The 15,505-nt window shown below is 64.3% G+C and carries 15 protein-coding genes; 8 read left to right on the forward strand and 7 right to left on the reverse strand.

Annotated elements, in window-relative coordinates:
• Window positions 1-5: 5 nt before the first annotated feature.
• Window positions 6-734, reverse strand: coding sequence for a CBS domain-containing protein (locus BLV07_RS23280; RefSeq protein WP_091889984.1), 729 nt, complete (start codon window positions 732-734; stop codon window positions 6-8).
• 210 nt (window positions 735-944) lie between these two features.
• Between BLV07_RS23280 and BLV07_RS23285 the strand changes: the two genes are divergently transcribed.
• Window positions 945-2,792, forward strand: coding sequence for a PHA/PHB synthase family protein (locus BLV07_RS23285; RefSeq protein ID WP_091889987.1), 1,848 nt, complete (start codon window positions 945-947; stop codon window positions 2,790-2,792).
• On the opposite strand, the gene BLV07_RS23290 is transcribed toward BLV07_RS23285, so the two are convergent.
• The 3 genes from BLV07_RS23290 to BLV07_RS23300 are packed head-to-tail and all read right to left on the reverse strand — an operon-like array spanning window position 2,789 to window position 6,316.
• On the reverse strand, window positions 2,789-3,760 hold the full coding sequence (locus BLV07_RS23290) for a CHAD domain-containing protein (protein WP_091889990.1): 972 nt from the start codon (window positions 3,758-3,760) through the stop codon (window positions 2,789-2,791). The two genes, BLV07_RS23285 and BLV07_RS23290, sit on opposite strands and share 4 nt — an antisense overlap.
• Before the next feature lie 25 nt (window positions 3,761-3,785).
• A complete protein-coding gene (locus BLV07_RS23295) occupies window positions 3,786-5,321 on the reverse strand; it encodes a bifunctional aminoglycoside phosphotransferase/ATP-binding protein (protein WP_244551192.1) in 1,536 nt (511 codons plus the stop codon).
• An 11-nt stretch (window positions 5,322-5,332) separates the two neighbouring features.
• Window positions 5,333-6,316, reverse strand: a complete 984-nt coding sequence (locus BLV07_RS23300) for a zinc-dependent alcohol dehydrogenase family protein (RefSeq protein WP_091889993.1) — start codon at window positions 6,314-6,316, stop codon at window positions 5,333-5,335.
• Between the two features lie 175 nt (window positions 6,317-6,491).
• Here BLV07_RS23300 and BLV07_RS23305 point away from each other — a divergent pair, with 175 nt between their 5' ends.
• Both BLV07_RS23305 and BLV07_RS23310 read left to right on the forward strand, forming a co-directional pair.
• Window positions 6,492-7,331, forward strand: a complete 840-nt coding sequence (locus BLV07_RS23305; protein ID WP_091889995.1) for a universal stress protein — start codon at window positions 6,492-6,494, stop codon at window positions 7,329-7,331.
• Between the two features lie 63 nt (window positions 7,332-7,394).
• Window positions 7,395-10,088 carry a bifunctional acetate--CoA ligase family protein/GNAT family N-acetyltransferase gene (locus tag BLV07_RS23310; RefSeq protein WP_091889998.1) on the forward strand — a complete coding sequence of 898 codons (2,694 nt, stop codon included), beginning with the start codon at window positions 7,395-7,397 and terminating at the stop codon, window positions 10,086-10,088.
• A gap of 9 nt (window positions 10,089-10,097) precedes the next feature.
• Here BLV07_RS23310 and BLV07_RS23315 read toward each other — a convergent pair whose 3' ends face one another.
• Both BLV07_RS23315 and BLV07_RS23320 read right to left on the reverse strand, forming a co-directional pair.
• Window positions 10,098-10,583 (reverse strand): phage holin family protein, encoded by a 486-nt coding sequence (locus BLV07_RS23315; protein WP_091890001.1) that lies wholly within the window; start codon window positions 10,581-10,583, stop codon window positions 10,098-10,100.
• A complete protein-coding gene (locus tag BLV07_RS23320) occupies window positions 10,584-10,859 on the reverse strand; it encodes a hypothetical protein (RefSeq protein WP_091890004.1) in 276 nt (91 codons plus the stop codon). It abuts the gene before it with no gap.
• A gap of 178 nt (window positions 10,860-11,037) precedes the next feature.
• On the opposite strand from BLV07_RS23320, the gene BLV07_RS23325 reads away from it, so the two are divergent.
• From BLV07_RS23325 to BLV07_RS23335, 3 genes are read left to right on the forward strand one after another with little or no spacing between them, the layout of a single operon-like run.
• Window positions 11,038-12,174 (forward strand): ABC transporter permease, encoded by a 1,137-nt coding sequence (locus BLV07_RS23325; RefSeq protein ID WP_091890007.1) that lies wholly within the window; start codon window positions 11,038-11,040, stop codon window positions 12,172-12,174.
• A gap of 2 nt (window positions 12,175-12,176) precedes the next feature.
• A complete protein-coding gene (locus BLV07_RS23330) occupies window positions 12,177-12,944 on the forward strand; it encodes an ABC transporter ATP-binding protein (protein ID WP_176945709.1) in 768 nt (255 codons plus the stop codon).
• A 3-nt stretch (window positions 12,945-12,947) separates the two neighbouring features.
• Window positions 12,948-14,063 (forward strand): ABC-type transport auxiliary lipoprotein family protein, encoded by a 1,116-nt coding sequence (locus BLV07_RS23335; protein ID WP_091890014.1) that lies wholly within the window; start codon window positions 12,948-12,950, stop codon window positions 14,061-14,063.
• Between the two features lie 6 nt (window positions 14,064-14,069).
• On the opposite strand, the gene BLV07_RS23340 is transcribed toward BLV07_RS23335, so the two are convergent.
• The gene (locus tag BLV07_RS23340; RefSeq protein WP_091890017.1) at window positions 14,070-14,387 is read right to left on the reverse strand and encodes a c-type cytochrome; all 318 of its coding nucleotides are present in this window, start codon (window positions 14,385-14,387) and stop codon (window positions 14,070-14,072) included.
• 156 nt (window positions 14,388-14,543) lie between these two features.
• Here BLV07_RS23340 and BLV07_RS23345 point away from each other — a divergent pair, with 156 nt between their 5' ends.
• Both BLV07_RS23345 and BLV07_RS49770 read left to right on the forward strand, forming a co-directional pair.
• Window positions 14,544-15,254: a helix-turn-helix domain-containing protein gene (locus tag BLV07_RS23345; RefSeq protein WP_091890020.1), complete on the forward strand. Its 711-nt coding sequence runs from the start codon at window positions 14,544-14,546 to the stop codon at window positions 15,252-15,254.
• Between the two features lie 92 nt (window positions 15,255-15,346).
• Window positions 15,347-15,475 (forward strand): hypothetical protein, encoded by a 129-nt coding sequence (locus tag BLV07_RS49770; RefSeq protein ID WP_256477624.1) that lies wholly within the window; start codon window positions 15,347-15,349, stop codon window positions 15,473-15,475.
• Window positions 15,476-15,505: the final 30 nt, after the last annotated feature.

Consider the following 15,505-nt stretch of genomic DNA (forward strand, 5'->3'; position numbering starts at 1 on the left):
CTTGATCAGCTCGCCTTGGCGAGCTCGTCATCCTCGGGCGAGTTCAGATAGACGCCCGACATGGTGTCGACCCAGCAAAGATGGTCGTGCACCGTCTTCACGCCTTCGACGTTCTCCGCCGCGACGATGGCCGCCTGCCGTGCGCGTTCTTCGGTGATGACGCCACTGAGGTGAACGATGCCGTCACGGACGATGACGTTCAGCCCGAACGGGCACCAGTCGTTCTTCTCCATGGTGTCGATGATGCGGCCGCGAATGTGATCGTCGTCCGCCGTCGGATCCGGCACTTCGCGAGCGAGCCCCGCCACCGCCTGTAGCAAACTGGCGCGGGATACGATTCCGACCACCTTGTCGCCGCGCACCACCGGCAGCCGCTTCACGTTGTTCCGTTCCATGAGATCGACGATCTCCGCGAGTGCCGTGTCCTCGGTGATGGTCACGACCGAAGCTGTCATCACCTCCGAGACCTTGCGGCCACGCTCGTGGACGAAGTCGCTGGCCGATTTGCCCGGACCGAGGATGAATCTCAGCCAGCGCCCCCGCTTGCGTCCGGTGCCGATTTCGCTGCGGCGGATGAAATCTCCTTCCGAGACGACGCCGACCAGCTTGCCGGTATTGTCGACGACCGTGAGGCCGCTGACATGCCGCTTCAGCATGATGTTCGCCGCCTCGACGATGCTGGTGTCAGGAGTAACCGAAATGACCGACCGGGTCATGATCTGGTGGGCGCGCATGAAGAACTCCGCTGGCTCGTCGAATGTCGATGCGCAAAACCTAGCGGGGACGTCGAGATGCGGTTTGACCCAGGTCAAGCGGACGAGGCCGCTTGGTCCTGGTTCAGCGATTGTGATCTGGGCCGGATTTGATGCAGCTCAACGCGCATCCGAAGCGTCGCCATATCCTGCTGCCGATGTAGACCGGAAGCCGGCAGGGAACATTCAGCCATGAGCGTCGTGCAGAAATTTCCACGGGTCGATGAGCCGGCGGCGCATGCTCTCGTCAATCCCGTTGCCGGCCCTCGAGCCGCTGCGGCAGGCCCCGAAAAGCCCGCAGGCAAGCCGGCCGCCGCAGATCTGCCGCCTGCATCGGAGCCGTATCCCCTCGACCGCGCGTTTCATGCCATGCTGGCACGGTTCACGGGCGGGATTTCGCCAATGGCCTTGTCGCTCGCCTGGCTCGACTGGAGCTCGCATCTCGCCGCAGCTCCGCAGCGCCAGATGGAGATTTCCCGCAACGTTCTTCGCGACACCGGCCGGCTGCTGGAAGCTGTCGCGCACGCGACGTCGCAAAAACCGTGGTCGGTCATTCAGCCGCAGGGACGCGATCGCCGCTTCAGGCAACCGCAATGGGAGGTCCCGCCGTTCAATCTGCTAGCACAGGCGTTTCTGCTCGCAGAGCGCTGGTGGCACGATTCCACCACCGGCGTGCGCGGCGTGTCGCATGCAAATGAAGCCATCGTCGAGTTCTCGGTGCGCCAGATGCTCGACATGCTGGCGCCGTCGAATTTCGCGGCGACCAATCCGCAGGTGCTGGAGAAGGCGTTCCAGAGCGGCGGGCAAAACTTCGTCTTCGGCTGGCAGAATTGGTGCAGCGATTTGACGCGTCTGCTTTCGGCATCGAAACCCGCGGGCCACGCGCAATTTGTCGTCGGCAAGACGGTGGCGGCTTCGCCCGGCAACGTCGTCTATCGCAACGAGCTGATCGAGCTGATCCAGTACCATCCGACGACCGCGCAAGTGCGGCCCGAACCGATCCTGATCGTGCCGGCCTGGATCATGAAGTACTACATTCTCGATCTGTCGCCGCAGAATTCGCTGGTCAAGTATCTGACCGCTCAAGGCTTCACTGTGTTCGCGATCTCCTGGCGCAATCCGGATGCCAACGACCGCGATGTCGCCTTCGATGACTATCGCAAGCTGGGCGTCATGGCCGCGCTGGACACGATCGGCCGGATCATGCCGGGTCGGAGGACCCATGCGCTGGGCTACTGTCTGGGCGGGACGTTGCTGTCGATTGCTGCGGCCGCAATGGCACGCGACGGCGACAGGCGGCTCGGCACGATCACGCTCCTTGCCGCCCAGACCGACTTCACCGAGGCCGGCGAGCTGACGCTCTTCATCAACGAGAGCCAGGTCGCCTTCCTCGAAGACATGATGTGGCAGCGTGGCTATCTCGACACGACGCAGATGGCCGGTGCGTTCCAGCTGCTGCGCTCCAACGAATTGATCTGGTCGCGGCTGTCTCATGACTATCTGATGGGCGAAAGCAGTCCGCCAAGCGACCTGATGGCCTGGAATGCCGATGCGACGCGGCTGCCTTATCGCATGCACTCGGAGTATTTGCGCCAACTGTTCCTCAACAATGAGCTCGCCGAAGGCCGCTATCGCGTCGAAGGCAGGAGCATTTCGCTCTCGGACATCCATGCGCCGATGTTCGTGGTCGGCACGTTGGCCGATCACGTGGCGCCGTGGCGATCCGTCTACAAGATTCACTATCAAGTCGATGCCGACGTGACGTTCCTGTTGACCAGCGGTGGCCACAATGCCGGTGTCGTCGCTCCGCCTGATGACCCTGGGCACAGCTATCAGGTCATGACCAAGGCTGCGGACGCGCCCTATGTCGGTGCAGATGAGTGGCTGAAGCTGGCTCCGCGAGTTGAGGGCTCCTGGTGGCCGGAATGGGCCGGATGGCTGGCGGCGCGCTCCGGGGAGCCCTGTGATCCGCCGCAGATCGGGCTTGGCGATGCCCCTTCAGGTCTGCCCGAAGCGCCGGGAGACTACGTCCGCACCTAGTCCTCAGGCTCTGCATTTGGCGCGAGGTCCGAGGAGCGGAAGGGCTGGGCCTTGTCCAGTTTGCGGTAAGCCGCCGCGGCGGTTCGCAACAGCTTCTTTTCCCGTTTGCGGTCGAGGAAGCGAGTGCCGGCCTCGAAGCCGACACCGTTCAACGACGCCGCCAGCGTTTGCCCTCGCGCATCGTCGTTCAATTGCCCGAGAGATCTTTGCGCCTTGCGCAATTGCTTGAGGATGGACTTCTGCTTCGTCGCTGATCCGTCGGCGAACAGATCCGCCAGCGATTCGACCGAATAGGTCATCCGCTTGTTGAGGAGGCGCAGCTTGTGCCGTTTCTCGACGTCGAGCTTGCTCAGCTTCCGGGCCTTCTTGAGCAGTGTCGTCTCCCACTCGGTCAACCGCGCTGTCGCGTGGTCGGCGAGCGAGCAGCGACGCAATCTGATGGCTTCCTTGCTGCGCCGCGTCGACCAGGGGCCGCTCTCGATCCAGGCCGAGGTCTGCTCGACCAGGCGGCGATAGCGCGCGGATTGCAGCGCGCGTGCCAGCAGGCGGTGGCTCTCGGCGCGCTTCTCGTCCCAGTGCTGGAGCTCGGCGATTACGGCGAGCTCGTTGCCACTTTCGGCGACGATCCGCTCGATCGCCACGTCGAGGTCCCGCACCATGCCGAGCTGGCTGTTGAGCCATTTCAGCTCGGCCCAGACATTCGGCCGCAGCGCGTCGTCGACCATCGGCGCGAAGAAGCGGATGGCGGTGCGCAGATGCGTCAGCGCGATCCGGATCTGGTGCAGGGCGTCGGGATCGCCGCGGCAGGTGCCGTCGTGCTGGGCGAGGACGGCATCGAGGTGACGGCGCGCGATGATCCGGAACGCCGTGTCGCAGGCCATGCCGGGGCTGAGGCGGCCGGGCAGCGCATAGCGCCGCGTTACCGGCATTGCGCGGGCGGCCGTCGAGATCGTGCTGGGTCGCGCCATCCTTGCCCGCGTCAATCAGATTGCCTTATTTGACCTCAGCGATTGCGTCCCGGCAGCTCTGGAGCGTCTGCTCTGGTGTCCCGGATGCATCGATGGTTGCCCAACCGACATGACCGATATTATAGCGCTCCTGCTGCGCGGCAACCTCTTGCGTGGCGTCGGACGCATCTCCCCGGCGGCTTCCGATTCGCGCCTGCCGGGTCGCGAGGTCGGCGACGAGGAACAGTCCGTTCAGCGGCACGTTGCGCTCGCGCGCCAGCGCGGCGATCGCGTCTCGTTCGCCCTCGGCGGCGAATACACCGTCGATGATCGCCGAATGGCCTTGCGCCAGCACGCGCCGGGCGTAACGAGCCAATGTGCCGTAAACCCGGGCCGTGACCTCTGGCGTATATGCGAATGGCGGCAGCCGCTGCGTGTCCTCGATCCCGAACATCTGCTTGCGGACGATGTCGCTGCGCAGCACGATCGCCCCCGGCTGTGGCGCGACGACCGGTGCGAGCGCGCGCGCCATAACCGTCTTTCCGGTGCCGGACAGTCCCCCGACGGCAATCAGCCGCGGAGCTGGGGGGTGGATCAGCGCTCGAGCGAGGCCGAAATAGCGCCGTGCATCGTTAAGGATGCCGACATCATCAGAACGCGGCGGCTTTAGCCGTGCCAGCGCCACCTGAGCGCGGATCGCCGCCCGGATCGACATGAACAGCGGCAGGACCGAGAGCGCGTCGAGATTGTCGGATGGCGTCGCAGCGAGATATCGGTTCAGGACGATGTTGGCCGCGAGCGGTTGATCGTGGTGTAACAGGTCCATCAGCGTGAATGCGAGATCGTAGAGCACGTCGACAGTTGCCATCTGGGCATCGAACTCGATCGCGTCGAACAGGACTGGCCGCCCGCCGATCAATACGATGTTCGCAAGATGCAGGTCGCCGTGGCAGCGCCGCACGAAGCCGTAGTGGCCGCGCTCTTCGAGCAGAAGCCGGAGGCGCAGGAACATCGCGTGCGAGGCTCTGCCGAGCTGCCCGATTTCTTCAGCTTCAAAATGATTGCCTTTTCCCAGGCCATTGCAGTTGCCGTCGATCAGGCCGGGGATGGAGGAAATCCACGCCTTGCCGTCGGAGCGGCCCGCCGCCGCATGCGAAGCCACGATCGCGTCGGCGGCAGCCGAAGCTAGATTCTCATCGAGCGGGCCGGCCTTGGCCAGATGATCCAGCGTCTGGCTTTCGTCGAAGCGCGACATGTCGACCGCATACTCGATCGGCCGGCCGGGCCCGTCGATCTGCACCGACCCATCCGGCTCCTCTGTGATCGCCACGACGCGATGATAGATCTGCGGCGCCAGCGGCCGGTTGATCCTGATCTCCTCCTCGCAGGCCGCCTTGCGCTTGTCGAGCGTCGAATAGTCGAGGAACGGAAATTGCACAGCCCGCTTGATCTTCAGCGCGCGGTCGCCGTCGAGAAACACCGAAGCCGCGTGGGTATCGATCCGTTTCACGCCAGGACGTCCAGTCAGGAACTGGAATATCCGCTCCTGGGCCTCCGTCTCATCTCTGATCGACTTTGGCATCTGCGTCACCGTCAGGGCGTCAGGACGGCCGCGCCGAGAATCTGGCCACTCCGCAGCATTCTCAGAACTTCGTTGGCCTGATCGAGCGGAAATGCTGTGGTCTCGGTGCGTATGCCAGCTTGCGGGACGATCCTGAGAAAATCGAGGCCATCCTGCCGGGTCAGATTGGCCACCGAGACCAGCTGCCGTTCCTGCCAGAGCAGCTCATATGGAAAGCTTGGAATGTCCGACATGTGGATTCCGGCGCACACGACGCGGCCGCCCTTGCGTACGACGCGCAGCGCGGCCGGGACGAGTTCGCCAGCTGGCGCGTAGATGATGGCGGCGTCGAGCGGCTCGTCCGGCGTTTCGTCAGAGGCCCCCGCCCAGACGGCGCCGATACGACGTGCAAGGCCTTGCGCAGCGGCATCGCCGCGCCGCGTGAATGCATAGACGGATCGTCCCTGCCAGACCGCAACTTGCGCGATGATGTGGCCGGCCGCGCCAAAACCATAGAGGCCGAGCTTGCTGGCAGAGCCGGCCATTACCAGCGAGCGCCAGCCGATCAACCCTGCGCACAGCAGAGGAGCAATCTCCACGTCATTGCCGTCTTCGCCGAGTGGAAACGCGTAGCGCGCGTCAGCGATCGTGTGCGTTGCGTAGCCGCCGTCGCGCGTGTAGCCGGTGAAGAGGGGCGCGTCACACAGGTTTTCCATGCCGTCCCGACAGAACCGACACTTGCCGCAGGTAAAACCAAGCCAGGGAATGCCAACCCGATCGCCGGGCGCATGCGTTGCAACATTCGGACCCAAGAGATCGACCCGGCCGACGATCTCGTGGCCAGGCACGATCGGATAGCGAATATCGGGCAGCTCGGCGTCGACGACATGAAGATCGGTGCGGCATACTCCGCAGGCGCCGACCTTCACCCGGATCTGGCCTTCGCCGGGAATAGGATCGGGCCGCTCCTCCATCCGGAGCTGCGCTCGTGAGGCCGGCAACACCATCGCACGCATGAACCTCTCCGGGGCGAACCGCTCGGACTGACTTATTCATAGAATGGCCGAGCGGCCAGTCCTTGATGTTGGTCAACGGGCCGTCGCCAACCGACCGGACAGAGTTCCCCGGGCTTGACGAGGATCAAGCGTCCCGATGAAGGCCGGGCTATGCTGACCGCCAAGGAGAATCCCGATGGCCATTAAGGACGTCTTTCTGCCGCTTGTCGGCCAGCCGCGCCGGCCGCTTCTAGCCGCGATCGAGAAATGCGTGGCTGTCGCCGCTGATCTCGGCGCCAGGATCACCGCACTTGCGCTCGAGGAAGATGTTTTCGTGCGGCCGAAAGTGCTGCTGCCGGACGATGCCGGTGCGGCCGAGGCAACGGGGTTGCTTGGGACCGGCGACATGCAGCTGCTCCTGAATGCCTTTACTGATGCATCGTCCCGCGCTGACATTCGCGCTCACGGCCGATCGGCCAAGGTGCCTGCAGACCAGATCGCCTCGATCCTGGCCGAACATGCGCGCTTCAGCGATCTCACGTTGCTCCCGGTGAGGCCGCACGACAGCCGAACGGAACACATCATCGAGACGCTCCTGTTCGAATCCGGGCGGCCGCTGCTGCTTTGCCCGGAACAGCATGTCGATGAACTGCGACCGGAATTCGAGAACGTCATGATCGCGTGGGATCACTCCGCGCGTGCGGCGCGTGCGGTCGGCGATGCGCTGCCGGTCCTGCAAGCGGCCGCCTCGGTCCGCGTGGTGACCGTGGCGGACGAGAAGACCGACGCGATCGTGCAATCCGGAACGGCACTCGTCGACCACCTCAGGGAACACGGCGTTCACGCCTCGTTCGAAACGACGAAATGCGGCGGCAGTTCGATCGGAAAGGTGCTCGGAAGCTGGGCGAATTCCCATACTATCGATGCGATCGTGATGGGCGCCTATCATCATTCGCGCCTGAACGAGATCGTTTGGGGCGGTGTGACAAAGACCGTCATTGGCCAGCCACCGTGCTGGGTTATGATCTCGCACTAGGCACGCAGTTTCCAGCCTGATTTCCATCCTCGGAACCGCCAGCGACCGGGCGCATTTGCTTTCATGTCCACCTACCGCCTGAAGAATCTGCTGTCACCGCGTTCGGTCGCGCTGGTCGGCGCGAGTGCCCGGCCGGTCTCGGTGGGACGCGCCGTCCTGGAGAACATCCGCAGCGCCGAGTTCAAAGGACAGTTTGGCCTCGTCAATCCGCGCCATGCCGAGATCGGCGGCATCGCCGCGGTGAAGAGTCTGGACAGGTTGGACTTCGTCCCCGAGCTCGTGGTCATCACCGCGCCGGCACGGGAGGTTCCCGGCATCATCGATCAGGCCGGACGTCGCGGCTCGGCGGGCGCGCTGATCGTCTCGGCCGGGCTCGGCCACGGACCGGGATCCCTGCACGAGGCTGCAATCGCCGCGGCCCGCAAGTACGGCATGCGGCTGATCGGTCCGAACTGTCTCGGCATCATGATGCCCGCCGTAAGCCTCAATGCCAGCTTCGCCGCGCACATGCCAGGCGCGGGAAATCTCGCGCTGATCTCGCAATCGGGCGCGATCGCGGCCGGCATGGTCGATTGGGCGGCGCAGCGCGGCGTTGGCTTCTCCGGCATCGTCTCGATCGGCGATCAGATCGACGTCGACCTTGCCGATCTGCTCGACTATTTCGCGATGGATCACAAGACCCGCGCGATCCTGCTCTATATCGAGGCGATCAAAGATGCTCGCAAGTTCATGTCGGCGGCGCGCGCCGCCGCACGCGTGAAGCCGGTCGTCGTGGTGAAGTCCGGCCGGATGGCGCAGGGAGCGAAGGCCGCGGCCACGCACACCGGGGCGCTCGCCGGCGCCGACGCCGTCTATGACGCCGCGTTCCGCCGCGCGGGCGTGCTGCGGGTCTCCGATCTGCGCGAGCTGTTCGATTGCGCCGAGACGCTCGGCCGCGTCGAATCGCCGGCGGGAAAGCGCCTCGCCATCCTGACCAATGGCGGTGGCATCGGCGTCTTAGCTATCGATCGATTGGTCGAGCTTGGCGGAATTCCGGCATCGATCTCGGCGGACGCGCGCAAGAAACTCGATGACGTGCTGCCGCCGACCTGGTCCGGTGCTAATCCCGTCGACATCGTGGGTGACGCCGACGCCGCGCGCTACGCGGCGGCGCTGGGGGCGCTGCTCGCCGATCCCGACAATGACGCCGTGCTTGTCCTCAACGTGCAGACGGCGATCGCTTCGGCGGCCGACATCGCCACGACCGTGACGGAGCTCGTCGGCAAATATCGCGAGCAGCACCGCCGCTGGGCAAAGCCCGTCCTTGCCGCCTGGGTCGGAGCCGACCAGAACATCATTCAGACGCTCTCCGGCGCGGGCATTCCGAACTACCCGACCGAGGATGATGCCGTGCGCGGCTTCATGCATCTGGTCCGGCACCGCGAAGTGGTGGAGGAGCTGAGCCAGGTTCCGCCCGCGATGCCCGACACGTTCGTGCCGGACGCCAAGGCGGCGAGGCAGATCGTCACTGCTGCGATTGCAGACGGCCGTCAATGGCTCGAGCCGGTCGAGATCAAGCACCTGCTCGAAGCCTACGACATTGCGATGGTGCCGACCTATGCCGCAACCGATGTCGAGCAGGCGGTGGCCTATGCAAACGACATGTTCGCCAAAGGCGCGACCGTCGTGCTGAAGATCATGTCGCGTGACATCGTCCACAAATCAGATGTCGGCGGTGTCGTCCTCAATCTGACCACGCCGGATGCGGTGCGCGCGGCGGCCACCGACATTCTCGACCGGGCGAGGAAGCTGCGACCCGAAGCCCGCATCGGCGGTGTCATCGTCCAAGCGATGGTGGTCAAGGCGAAGGCGCGCGAGCTGATCCTCGGTCTTGCCGATGATCCCACCTTCGGCATCGTCGTCGTCTTCGGCCGGGGCGGGACGGCCGTGGAGATCATCAACGACAAGGCGCTTGCGCTGCCGCCGCTCGATCTGCAGCTCGCCCGCGACCTGATCGACCGCACGCGCGTGTCACGGCTGCTTCGCGCCTACCGGGACGTGCCGGCAGTGAGGCCGGATGCCGTCGCCATGGTGCTGGTCAAGCTGGCGCAGATGGCCGCTGACATTCCTGAAATCCGCGAATTCGACATCAACCCGCTGCTCGCGGACGAAACCGGCGTGACCGCGGTCGATGCCCGCGTCGCCGTGGGGCCGCCGCAGCGAAAGTTCGCCGGCTCCGGGCCGGCCAATTTCGCCGTTCGGGCCTATCCGTCGCAATGGGAACGCCGCCTGGAGCTGAAGGACGGCTGGCGCATCTTCGTGCGGCCCATGCGCCCTGAGGACGAGCCGACCATCCACGAATTCCTGCGTCACGTCACGCCGCACGACCTCCGTCTGCGCTTCTTCGCACCGATGAAGGAGTTCACCCACGAGTTCATCGCGCGCCTGACCCAGCTCGATTATGCGCGCGCGATGGCCTTCATCGCATTCGACCAGGAGACCGGAGAGATGGTCGGCGTCGTCCGGCTCCATTCGGACTCGATCTATGAAAGCGGCGAATACGCCATTCTGCTGCGGTCCGATCTCAAGGGCAGGGGACTCGGATGGGCCCTGATGCAGCTGATCATCGACTACGCGAAGTCGGAAGGGTTGAAGACCATATCGGGCGACGTGCTCCAGGAGAACATCGTGATGCTCGAGATGTGCCGGCAGCTCGGCTTCGAGGTCAAGCCCGATCCCGCCGAGCCTGATATCTGCGACGTCAGGCTGAAGCTCTGAGCGCGCGCTTTAGGAGTGCGCTTCAGCCGACGTTGCGGTGGATTTCCTGGCCGTCGTTCGCAAATTCTTGACGATGATCGCAATCAGCGGCACCAGCACCGGCACGACGGTGCTGAGCGGATGATGCACGGCGCCTGACACCTGGGCCTGGAGCGCGCGCGCCTCGAGCTGAAGGGCTTCGATGGCTGCGTCATGAATTTCGTTCGCAAGTTCGATGTCACGCCCTGACGGAGCGCGGCCGGCGACCATGAACAGAGCGGCCGCGATGGCGAAGTTGACGGCGCCGAGGATGGCGGCTGCGGCAATCGCACTCCAGATCTGCACCAGCGCGAAATAGGCCGAGAGCTCCAGCATCAGGAGTCCGAAGGCTGCGATTAGCGCCGCGAAGGCGCGAAGGCCAAGCCCCATCAACAGATGGCGCAGCCTGATGTCCGCGATGATCCGATCGGTGCGCCATAGCACGCGCAGATGTTTGACGACATTCTCGGTATTCACCTAATGCCTCCTCAGCATGAAGCCGACCATCACGCCGAGCGCGAAGACGGAGGCGAGCGATGTGATCGGCCGATCCGCAATGAGGCCCTGAAGCTGCTCCTGTTCTTCGTCGACGGTCTCGCCGAGCTCGGTGAGCGCAGCCCTGATCTGATCGGCCAGCGCCTCGGCCCGATCTTTCGAACTGTCGTAGATCTCCTCGCCGGCGGTGCTCAAAAGGCGCGTGACGTCAACCTTCAGCGCTCGCAGTTCGTCGCTCATCTTGTCGCTGTCGAACATGGATTTGATATCCCCATTGATCCGCTAGCGAACCTAGTATCCGCGGGCGCAACGGTGCTTGATGTGCGTCAAGGAGGTGCGGTGATGTCCTGGTCTTGAGACAGGTCAACCCGGAGGCCACATGCTGGCCTAGAAATCCCGGCTGAATGGGCGCCAATCGTCCCGATGAGGTGGAAGCGTGAACCCCGAACCGCTGTTGCTGGCGACGCCGTCCGGCGATGTGCTGAAATTGCGCCCGGAAGGGCCGTGGACCGCAGCGAATGTGGTGACGCTCGAAACGCTGTCCCGATCGGTCGGGGCGGATGTCGATCGGTCCAGAGCCGTGACCCTGGACATGTCGGGCGTCAGCGCGCTCGACACGCTCGGCGCCTGGGTCCTGGAGAAGCTGTCGCGCCGCGCTGCATCATCCGGCAGATCGACTGAATTCGTCGGTGTCGCCGATCAATTCAGTGGGCTGATGGACGAGGTGCGCCAGGTCAACCGCGACGCGCCGACACCCCTGGCCGCGTCAAATCCGCTCCTGCTCAGGCTCGGCGATCTCGGCAAGGCCACGATCGCTGCGCGGGAAGACGTCGCGATCTTTCTGCAAATGCTCGGCGCGCTATTCATGGCTGTGATCGGCGTGCTGCGCCGGCCGCGATCGCTGCGGCTGACCTCGCTGGTCTATCAGCTTTACCGCATCGGATGGCAGGCGATTCCCATCATTGTGCTGATCACCTTCCTGATCGGCGCCATCATCGCCCAGCAGGGATTCTTCCATTTCCGCAGGTTCGGCGCGGAGTCCTACACCGTCGACATGGTCGGCATCCTGGTGCTGCGCGAGCTCGGCGTGCTGATCGTCGCCATCATGGTCGCCGGACGGTCGGGAAGCGCCTACACCGCCGAACTCGGCTCGATGAAGATGCGCGAGGAGATCGACGCGCTCTCGACCATGGGCCTCGACCCCGTCGACGTCCTGATCCTGCCGCGCGTTGCCGCGCTCGTCATCGCGCTGCCGATCCTCGCCTTCATCGGATCGATTGCCGCGCTCTATGGCGGCGGGCTGGTCGCACAGTTCTACGGCGACATGGGACCGGCGATCTACATCGCACGGCTGCATGACGCCATTTCCATCACCCATTTCGAGGTGGGGATCCTGAAGGCGCCGTTCATGGCGCTGGTGATCGGGATCGTCGCCTGTAGCGAAGGATTGCGCGTGAAAGGCAGCGCCGAGTCGTTGGGACGGCAGACCACGACATCGGTGGTGAAGTCGATCTTCCTGGTGATCGTGCTCGACGGCCTGTTCGCGATCTTCTTCGCTTCGATTGGAATGTGACGATGGAGGAATCGCAGGAAGAGTTCGCGATCCGCGTCCGCGACCTCGTGGTCGGCTTCGGCCGCCAGATCGTGCTCGACCATCTGTCGCTCGACGTCCGCCGCGGTGAGATCCTCGGGCTGGTCGGAGCGTCCGGCGGCGGCAAGTCGGTGCTGATGCGCACCATCATCGGCCTCATCCCGCGCCGAAGCGGCACCATCGAAGTCATGGGACAGCCCATCGGCGGCCGCGCTCAAGGCGCGGCCACCACTTGGGGCATCCTTTTTCAGCAAGGCGCGCTGTTCTCATCGCTGACGGTGAGACAGAACGTCCAGTTTCCGCTGCGGGAAAATCTCGTCCTGTCGCAGGAGCTGATGGACGAGATCGCGATTGCCAAGCTCGAGATGGTCGGGCTGCGGGCGCAGGATGCGGACAAATTTCCGGCGGAGCTGTCGGGCGGCATGACCAAGCGCGTGGCGCTGGCGCGCGCGCTCGCGCTCGATCCGCCGATCCTGTTCCTGGACGAGCCGACCTCCGGCCTCGACCCGATCGCCGCCGGCGATTTCGACGCGCTGATCAAGACGCTGCAAAAGACCCTGGGCCTCACCGTGTTCATGGTCACCCACGACCTTGCGAGCCTGACCACGGTCTGCGACCGCGTGGCCGCCTTGGCCGACGGCAGGATCGTGGCGATCGGCCCGATGCGCGAACTGCTGCAATCCGAGCATCCCTGGGTGCGGGCCTATTTCCACGGCAAGCGCTCGCAGATGCTGCAACACGAAATGAGATGACACATGGAAACCCGCGCTCCTTACGTGCTGATCGGCACCTTCGTGCTGGCTGCGATCGTTGCGGTGTTCGGCTTCGTCTATTGGCTGAACAACACCGGCGGCATCGGGCCGCGCACGAACTACCACGTGCAATTCCAGGGACCGGTGCCCGGCCTGCTGATCGGCGCCGGCGTGCTGTTCAACGGCATCCGCGTCGGTGAGGTGACCGAGCTCGGGCTCGCGCCGGATAACCCGCGCTTCGTCAATGCGACGATCTCGGTTGCCGCGGCGACGCCAGTGCGTGCCGACACCAAGGTCGGGCTCGATTTCCAGGGCTTGACCGGCGTGCCGGTGGTGACGCTGGAGGGCGGCATGATCGTCGCCAAGTCGGGCGCCAAGTCCGGCGAGCCGCTGACCTTGATCGCCGAGGCCGGCGCAGGCCAGAGCATGACGCAGGCGGCGCGCGATGCGCTGCGGAAGGTCGACACCGTGCTGGAGGACAATTCCGGCCCGCTGAAAGACACCATCGCCAATTTGAAGACGTTCTCCGACGGGCTCGCGCGCAACACCGGCAAGATCGACGGCATTCTGGCGGGCCTCGAGAAGATGACCGGTGGCGGAGCGCCCGCGCAGAAGGTCACCTACGACCTGCGCACGCCGAAGAATCTGGGGCCGGCCGGCAAGACGCTGTCTGCGTCACTGGCCATTCCCGAGCCGACCGCGGTCGCGATGCTCCAGACCCAGCGCATGCTGTTCTCGCCGGTCGGGGACAATCCGGGCTTTGCCGATTTCCTCTGGGCCGACAGCATTCCAAAACTGGTGCAGGCACGCCTGATCGACAGTTTCGAGAATTACGACATTGCCCACGCCCCGCTACGCACGACCGATCTCGGTCAGGCGGACTACCAGCTCCTGATCGACATCAGACGCTTTCGGATCGCCACGGATGGGGAGGCGAAAGTCGAGATCGGACTGTCGGCGCGAATCGTCGACAAGAACGGCAAGGTGATTGCCTCGCGCCTCGTTGAGACCAGCGAGAACCTCGACAAGATCGAGCCGGCCGCTTCAGTCGCAGCGTTCGATGCCGCCTTTGCCCGGATCGCAAAGGAGCTGATCGGCTGGACCGTGCAGGCGGTGTGATGCCTGCTATTCCAGGGTCTTCAGGTAGGACAGGAGGTCGTGGATCTGGTCCGGATTGAGCTCGAAGGCGGGCATGTCGGCATGGCCGGTGTAGATACCTTCGGCTAGTGCCTCACCAAGGGTCTCGATCGGATAACGCCGATGCAGGGTGCGCAGCGCTGGCGCGCTCTTGAGCGGACTCTCGGTGACACGGTCGATCGCATGGCAGCGAGCGCAATTTGCTCGCGCAAAGGCCTTGCCGCGCTGCTCGGCAGTCGTTGCGGCTAGCGCAGGCGTGATCAGGAGCAGCCCAATCAGGCCGTGACGCAGCGCGCTTTGCAGCATGGAAAGTGATCCCCGTCGAACTCTGGAAGGACAGAATAGAGCGGGGACCTCGGCCAAAATTGATCTGAGTCAATCGGCTTTGTCACAGCGCAGTAAAATGCAGGTGCGTGGCAACTCGGCCTGGGGGCAGAGCTGGGCCGACGCTTGGAGCGGTGGATGAAGCCTTCCGTGGTCACGATTGAGCCTGGGCATTTCTGCAGCGATTGTGCCGTACGCGCATCGGCGGTTTGCTCGTCGCTGGATGCAGCCGAGCTCAGGGAATTTGAGCATCTGGGGCGCCGTGTCCATTTTGGCTCAGGCGAGACCGTGTTTTCCGAAGAGGACATCACGACCTCGTTCTACAACGTGCTCGAAGGCGTCATGCGGCTGTACAAGCTGCTGCCCGACGGTCGGCGGCAGATCGTGGGCTTTGCCCTGCCGGGCGATTTCCTGGGAATGAATATTTCCGGCCGCCACAATTTTTCGGCCGATGCGATCGGCGCGGTGACCGTGTGCCAGTTCGCCAAAGCACCTTTCGGCCGTTTCATCGAGAGCCGGCCGCAGCTGCTCAGGCGGATCAACGAGCTGGCCATTCGCGAGCTGAGCCAGGCGCGCGACCACATGGTCCTGCTCGGCCGCCGCTCGGCGGACGAGAAGGTCGCAACGTTTCTGCTCGGCTGGCGCCGGCGCCTGTTGGCGCTCGGGGGATCGCTGGACACCGTTCCGCTTCCGATGAGCCGTCAGGACATCGCCGACTATCTCGGCCTGACCATCGAAACCGTCAGCCGCACCTTCACCAAGCTCGAGCGTCACGGTGCAATCGAGATCCTTCATGGCGGTATCAGCCTGCGCGACCCCGCGCGCGTCGAGGCCCTGGCCGCGGCCTGACATTCTGTCCGCAACGCTCGCGGATTTTTGATCCCGATCAATGACGCCGGCGATCCGTCGCAAAATAATGCCTCAGACAATCCGGGAGAAGCATGATGCCGGCTGACGCGTTGCTGGTGACTGTCGTCGTCGTCGCGATCTTCGTCGCTTTCGCCGCAGCCTTGGCTTGGGCGGACCGGCAGACCAGCGCAGGCCGGCTCGACCCGGATTCTAAGCGCTGAAGCTCCTGAGATCGTCGTCCGATCTGACGC

The sequence above is a fragment of the Bradyrhizobium sp. Rc2d genome, from assembly GCF_900099855.1.
Classification (GTDB): Bacteria; Pseudomonadota; Alphaproteobacteria; order Rhizobiales; family Xanthobacteraceae; genus Bradyrhizobium.

Excerpts from the sequence above, each read along its gene's own strand:
- BLV07_RS23345 (WP_091890020.1), top strand. The coding sequence starts at position 14,544 with ATGAAGCCTTCCGTGGTCACGATTGAGCCTGGGCATTTCTGCAGCGAT.
- BLV07_RS23280 (WP_091889984.1), bottom strand. The coding sequence starts at position 734 with ATGCGCGCCCACCAGATCATGACCCGGTCGGTCATTTCGGTTACTCCT.
- BLV07_RS23290 (WP_091889990.1), bottom strand. The coding sequence starts at position 3,760 with ATGGCGCGACCCAGCACGATCTCGACGGCCGCCCGCGCAATGCCGGTA.
- BLV07_RS23310 (WP_091889998.1), top strand. The coding sequence starts at position 7,395 with ATGTCCACCTACCGCCTGAAGAATCTGCTGTCACCGCGTTCGGTCGCG.
- BLV07_RS23305 (WP_091889995.1), top strand. The coding sequence starts at position 6,492 with ATGGCCATTAAGGACGTCTTTCTGCCGCTTGTCGGCCAGCCGCGCCGG.
- BLV07_RS23320 (WP_091890004.1), bottom strand. The coding sequence starts at position 10,859 with ATGTTCGACAGCGACAAGATGAGCGACGAACTGCGAGCGCTGAAGGTT.
- BLV07_RS49770 (WP_256477624.1), top strand. The coding sequence starts at position 15,347 with ATGATGCCGGCTGACGCGTTGCTGGTGACTGTCGTCGTCGTCGCGATC.
- BLV07_RS23335 (WP_091890014.1), top strand. The coding sequence starts at position 12,948 with ATGGAAACCCGCGCTCCTTACGTGCTGATCGGCACCTTCGTGCTGGCT.
- BLV07_RS23340 (WP_091890017.1), bottom strand. The coding sequence starts at position 14,387 with ATGCTGCAAAGCGCGCTGCGTCACGGCCTGATTGGGCTGCTCCTGATC.
- BLV07_RS23300 (WP_091889993.1), bottom strand. The coding sequence starts at position 6,316 with ATGCGTGCGATGGTGTTGCCGGCCTCACGAGCGCAGCTCCGGATGGAG.
- BLV07_RS23330 (WP_176945709.1), top strand. The coding sequence starts at position 12,177 with ATGGAGGAATCGCAGGAAGAGTTCGCGATCCGCGTCCGCGACCTCGTG.
- BLV07_RS23295 (WP_244551192.1), bottom strand. The coding sequence starts at position 5,321 with ATGCCAAAGTCGATCAGAGATGAGACGGAGGCCCAGGAGCGGATATTC.
- BLV07_RS23285 (WP_091889987.1), top strand. The coding sequence starts at position 945 with ATGAGCGTCGTGCAGAAATTTCCACGGGTCGATGAGCCGGCGGCGCAT.